5 protein-coding genes are annotated in these 4,639 nt (G+C 72.1%); 3 read left to right on the forward strand and 2 right to left on the reverse strand.

Annotated features, from left to right (window positions below):
* Nucleotides 1-1,371: decaprenylphosphoryl-beta-D-ribose oxidase (locus tag AOK23_RS40890; protein ID WP_055717474.1), on the forward strand; the 1,371-nt coding region annotated here is incomplete at its 5' end.
* A 49-nt stretch (nucleotides 1,372-1,420) separates the two neighbouring features.
* Nucleotides 1,421-2,176: a decaprenylphospho-beta-D-erythro-pentofuranosid-2-ulose 2-reductase gene (locus AOK23_RS40895; RefSeq protein WP_055717475.1), complete on the forward strand. Its 756-nt coding sequence runs from the start codon at nucleotides 1,421-1,423 to the stop codon at nucleotides 2,174-2,176.
* Nucleotides 2,177-2,282: 106 nt separating this feature from the next.
* Here the strand turns inward: AOK23_RS40895 and AOK23_RS40900 are convergent, their stop codons facing one another.
* Entirely contained in the window at nucleotides 2,283-2,864 is a 582-nt protein-coding gene (locus AOK23_RS40900) for a 2'-5' RNA ligase family protein (protein WP_055717476.1), read from the reverse strand.
* A 164-nt stretch (nucleotides 2,865-3,028) separates the two neighbouring features.
* Nucleotides 3,029-4,042, reverse strand: a complete 1,014-nt coding sequence (gene trpS / locus AOK23_RS40905; RefSeq protein ID WP_055717478.1) for a tryptophan--tRNA ligase — start codon at nucleotides 4,040-4,042, stop codon at nucleotides 3,029-3,031.
* 100 nt (nucleotides 4,043-4,142) lie between these two features.
* Here trpS and AOK23_RS40910 point away from each other — a divergent pair.
* Nucleotides 4,143-4,639, forward strand: a 497-nt coding sequence (locus AOK23_RS40910) for an RNA polymerase sigma factor (RefSeq protein ID WP_079049992.1), incomplete at its 3' end; no start/stop codon positions are given.

The following is a 4,639-nucleotide window of genomic DNA, read 5'->3' on the forward strand; positions in this document are numbered from 1 at the left end:
GCCCCCGGGCGATCCCGCCGCGCGCCCCGCACGCCCGCCCGGCTCATCCGTCCCCGTACGTACGAGGAGGCCGCGGCCGCCGGGCGAGCGTGCGGGGCGCGCGGCGCGATCGCCCGGGGGCTGGGGCGGGCGTACGGGGACGCGGCGCAGAACGCGGGCGGCGCCGTGCTCGACATGACGGGCCTGGACCGGGTCCACGCCATCGACGCGGACGGCGGCACGGTCCTGTGCGACGCGGGGGTGTCGCTGCATCGGCTGATGGAGGTGCTGCTGCCGCTGGGCTGGTTCGTGCCGGTGACGCCGGGGACCCGCCAGGTGACGGTGGGAGGCGCGATCGCGGCGGACATCCACGGCAAGAACCACCATGTCTCCGGGGCGTTCGCCCGCCATGTGCTGTCGCTGGAACTGCTCACCGCGGACGGCGGGATCCGCACGGTGGTCCCCGGCACCCCGCTGTTCGACGCCACGGCCGGCGGGATGGGCCTGACGGGGGTGATCCTCACCGCGACCGTACGGCTGCTGCCCGTCGAGACGTCCTGGATGTCGGTCGACACCGAACGGGCCCGCGATCTGGACGACCTGCTGGCCCGGCTCACGGCCACCGACCGGTACTACCGCTACTCCGTCGCCTGGATCGATCTCCTCGCCCGGGGCTCGGCGACGGGTCGCGCGGTCCTGACCCGCGGCGAGCACGCGTCCCTGGAGACGCTGGAGTCCTCGTCGGCACGCGCGCGTGGGGCACGTTTCGGCCGACGGGGCGCGCTCGGCCGTCCGTTGGAGTTCCGGACCTCGCGATTCCCGGCCGCCCCCGCGTTCGTCCCCGAGGGTCTGCTGGGCCGGTCGACCGTGGGGCTGTTCAACGAGCTGTGGTACCGCAAGGCCCCCCGGGCCCGCGCCGACCAGCTCCAGCGGATCTCCACGTTCTTCCACCCCCTGGACGGCGTCCCGCACTGGAACCGGCTCTACGGGCGTTCCGGGTTCGTGCAGTACCAGTTCGTCGTCGGGCACGGCCACGAGGAGGCCCTGCGGCGGATCGTGACCCGGATCTCCGCGCGCCGCTGCCCCTCCTTCCTCGCCGTGCTGAAGCGGTTCGGGGAGGGCGACCCCGGCTGGCTGTCGTTCCCGATGCCCGGCTGGACGCTCGCCCTCGACATCCCGGCGGGCCTGCCCGGCCTCGGCACCTTCCTCGACCGGCTGGACGAGGAGGTCGCGGCGGCCGACGGGCGCGTGTACCTGGCCAAGGACGCCCGGCTGCGCCCCGAGCTGCTGGCCGTGATGTACCCCCGTCTGCCCGAGTTCCGGGCGCTGCGCCGCGAGTTGGACCCCGACGGCGTGTTCGTGTCGGACCTGGCCCGCCGCCTGGGCCTGTAACGCCCGTACCGCGACCTGCCCCCCGTTTCCCAGTCGCTCAGGAGCTGTCATGAAGGACGCGTTCGGCACCCCCCAGTCGCTGCTGATCCTCGGCGGTACGTCGGAGATCGCGCTCGCCACCGCCCGCCGGCTGATCGCCCGCCGCACCCGCACCGTCTGGCTCGCCGGACGCCCCTCGCCCGACCTGGAGAAGGCCGCCGCCCATCTGCGGGGCCTCGGCGCCGAGACGCACACCGTCGCCTTCGACGCCCTCGCCCCCGACTCGCACGAGACGATCCTCGGCAAGGTCTTCGTCGAGGGCGACATCGACATGGTGCTCCTCGCCTTCGGCATGCTCGGCGACCAGGCGCACGACGAACGCGACCCGGTGGCCGCCGTCCGCGTCGCCCAGACCAACTACACGGGTGCCGTGTCGGCCGGCCTGGTCTGCGCGCGGGCCCTCCAGGCGCAGGGCCACGGCTCGCTCGTCGTCCTGTCCTCGGTGGCCGCCGAGCGCGCCCGCCGCTCGAACTTCATCTACGGCTCCGCCAAGGCCGGCCTCGACGCCTTCACCCAGGGCCTCGGCGACGCCCTCCACGGCACCGGCGTCCATGTGATGGTCGTACGGCCCGGTTTCGTACGCACGAGCATGACCGCGGGCCGCCCGGAGATGCCTCTCGCCACCACTCCGGAGGCGGTGGCGACGGCGATCGAGCTGGGGCTGCGGCGCCGCTCGGAGACGGTGTGGGTGCCGGGGGCGCTGCGGCTGGTGATGACGGCGCTCCGTCATGTGCCGAGACCGCTGTTCCGCCGGCTGCCGCTGTAGGGCGCCGACCGACCCGGCACCGCACGGGGCCGACTGCCGCTGGAGAACCTGGGGGCGCCCGGCCTCAGGTTCTCAGGGGGTTCTCAGGGGGTTCTTTAGTGGGCTCTCAGTGGGTGGGCAGCGTGGTGTCGCCGACCGGGGCGCCCGCCTGCGGGGGGACGACCGAACCGCCGAAGGCGAACTCGCGGAGCTTGCGCCAGACCCCGTCGGCGCCCTGCTCGTAGAGCGCGAAGCCGGTGCAGGGCCATGCGGCCTCGTACCCGGCGAGCTCCTCGAACGCCCGGTCCATCGCCTCCTCGGCGATGCCGTGGGCCACGGTGACGTGCGGGTGGTACGGGAAGTTCAGCTCGCGCGCCACCGGTCCCGAGGCGTCCCTGACCTGCTTCTGCAGCCAGGTGCACGCCTCGGCGCCCTCGACGACCTTGACGAACACCACGGGCGACAGCGGCCGGAAGGTGCCCGTGCCGGCCAGCCGCATCGGGAAGGCCCGGCCGACGGCCGCGACCTCGACGAGATGCGCCTCGATCGCCGGCAGCTCGGTCTCCTCGACCTCCGTCGGCGGCAGCAGCGTGACATGGGTGGGGATGCCGTGAGCAGCGGCGTCGCCGAAGCCCGCGCGCCGCTCCTGGAGCTGGCTGCCGTGGGGCTCCGGGACCGCGATCGACACACCGATCGTTACGGTCCCCACGTCGTCTCCTGTCGTCGTGTCATGCGTCCGTGTCTTCGTCTGTCGTGACGCGCCACCGGCTATCGACTGTACGGCCACGGCGGTGTTCCGGGCAGGCGCGGCCGGAGTGATGTACAGCGCTGCCGGTGGCGCGATCGGCGCGCGGCCGACCGGGGTGGTGCGGCTCAGTGCTTGGCGGGCAGGAATCCCACCCTGTCGTACGCCTGGGAGAGCGTCTCCGCGGCGACGGCGCGTGCCTTCTCCGCGCCCTTGGCCAGGATCGAGTCGAGCGTCTCCGGGTCGTCCAGGTACTGCTGGGTGCGCTCCCGGAAGGGCGTCACGAAGTCGACCATGACCTCGGCGAGGTCCGTCTTGAGCGCACCGTAGCCCTTGCCGACGTACTTCTGCTCCAGTTCCGCGACACTCGTCCCGGTGAGGGTCGAGTAGATGGTCAGCAGGTTGCTGACACCGGGCTTCTCGGCGGCGTCGTAGCGGATCACGGTGTCGGTGTCGGTGACCGCGCTCTTGACCTTCTTGGCGGTGGCCTTCGGATCGTCGAGCAGGTTGATCAACCCCTTGGGGGTCGACGCCGACTTGCTCATCTTGATCGCGGGGTCCTGAAGGTCGTAGATCTTCGCCGTCTCCTTGAGGATGTACGGCTTCGGGATCGTGAAGGTCTCACCGAAGCGGCCGTTGAAGCGCTCGGCGAGGTCACGGGTGAGCTCGATGTGCTGGCGCTGGTCCTCGCCGACCGGGACCTCGTTCGCCTGATAGAGCAGGATGTCGGCGACCTGGAGGATCGGGTACGTGAAGAGGCCCACGCTCGCGCGGTCGGCGCCCTGCTTGGCGGACTTGTCCTTGAACTGGGTCATGCGGGAGGCCTCGCCGAAGCCGGTGAGGCAGTTCATGACCCAGGCGAGCTGGGCGTGCTCGGGGACATGGCTCTGGACGAAGAGGGTGCACCGCTCGGGGTCGAGACCGGCGGCGAGCAGCTGCGCGGCGGCGAGCCGGGTGTTCGCCCGCAGGTCCGCGGGGTCCTGCGGAACGGTGATCGCGTGCAGGTCGACGACCATGTAGAACGCGTCGTGGGACTCCTGCAGAGCCACCCATTGGCGCACGGCGCCCAGGTAGTTGCCGAGGTGGAACGAGCCTGCGGTGGGCTGGATTCCGGAGAGCACACGGGGTCGGTCAGAGGCCATGCTCACCATTCTCTCAGGTATCGGGACCCGTTCCGGAACCTACCGGAAACAGACGGCACACGGGTGGGAACCGATCGGGCCCGGGCGGTGTACCCCTGTTGTGAGAACGCGGGAGGGGGGCCGCATCGTCGATGAGGCCGCGGTGGTCGCACGCGTACGCGCCGGAGAGCCGGAGGCGTACGCGGACCTGGTGCGCGCCCACACGGGCATCGCGCTGAGGGCGGCCCGGGCGCTCGGCGCCGGTCCGGACGCGGAGGACGTGGTGCAGCAGGCCTTCTTCAAGGCGTACTGCTCGCTCGGCCGCTTCCGGGACGGGGCCGCGTTCCGGCCGTGGCTGCTGTCGATCGTGGCCAATGAGACGAGGAACACAGTGCGGACAGCCGGACGCCAGCGGTCCCTGGCCGACCGTGAGGCGGCCCTCGTGGAGGCCGAGCCGCTGATACCACCGGCGGCTGATCCGGCGGTCGCCGCGCTGGAGATAGAGCGCCGGGTCGCCCTGCTGGGCGCGCTGGAGCAGCTCAGCGAGGAGCACCGGCTGGTCGTCACGTACCGCTATCTGCTGGAGATGGACGAACCGGAGACGGCCGCCGCCCTCGG

The organism is Streptomyces torulosus (genome assembly GCF_001419765.1).
Lineage (GTDB): Bacteria > Actinomycetota > Actinomycetes > Streptomycetales > Streptomycetaceae > Streptomyces > Streptomyces torulosus.

Bases quoted from the DNA above. Each gene is read 5' to 3' on its own strand.
- AOK23_RS40895 (WP_055717475.1), top strand. From the start codon at position 1,421: ATGAAGGACGCGTTCGGCACCCCCCAGTCGCTGCTGATCCTCGGCGGT.
- trpS (WP_055717478.1), bottom strand. From the start codon at position 4,042: ATGGCCTCTGACCGACCCCGTGTGCTCTCCGGAATCCAGCCCACCGCA.